1 protein-coding gene is annotated in these 480 nt (G+C 42.5%); it reads right to left on the reverse strand.

The genetic code is table 11. The features are described 5' to 3' along the window. Positions 1 to 26 precede the first annotated feature (26 nt). Positions 27 to 480, reverse strand: a 454-nt coding sequence (locus C6366_RS18555) for an acyl-CoA dehydrogenase C-terminal domain-containing protein (RefSeq protein WP_199221586.1), incomplete at its 5' end; no start/stop codon positions are given.

The raw sequence follows: 480 nt of genomic DNA on the forward strand, positions 1-480 counted from the left end.
ACATTGCATATCGCAACTAACTATGATTAGAAAGCGAAATGTTCAGCATCTAATGCCATCAATGGGTCTAAACCACCTGCGATAACGTCTACATGAGAGCGTACACGCGGTAAAATTTTCTTGAAGTAGAAGCGAGCAGTAGTTACTTTCGCATTGTAGAAATCAACATCGGTTGTACCCGCAGCTAATTTCTCTTGTGCTACAAGCGCCATACGAGCCCATAGATAAGCTAAAGTAACGTAACCAGAGAAGTAGAGGTAATCTACAGCCGCTGCACCTACTTCATCCGGATTTTGCATTGCACGCATACCTATTTGCATAGTGAGGTCGCCCCATTCTTTGTTCAGCGCAGCAAGTGGCTCAACAAATTCTTTCATGGCAGGATTGTCTTTATTTGCTTCTACAAACTTGTGAACAATCTTAGTGAAATCACGAAGCATTGCACCTTGAGTTTGTAAAACTTTACGGCCTAACAAGTCC

Origin of the sequence: Desulfonatronum sp. SC1 (assembly GCF_003046795.1) — a bacterium.
In the GTDB taxonomy this organism is placed as follows: Bacteria; Desulfobacterota; Desulfovibrionia; order Desulfovibrionales; family Desulfonatronaceae; genus Desulfonatronum.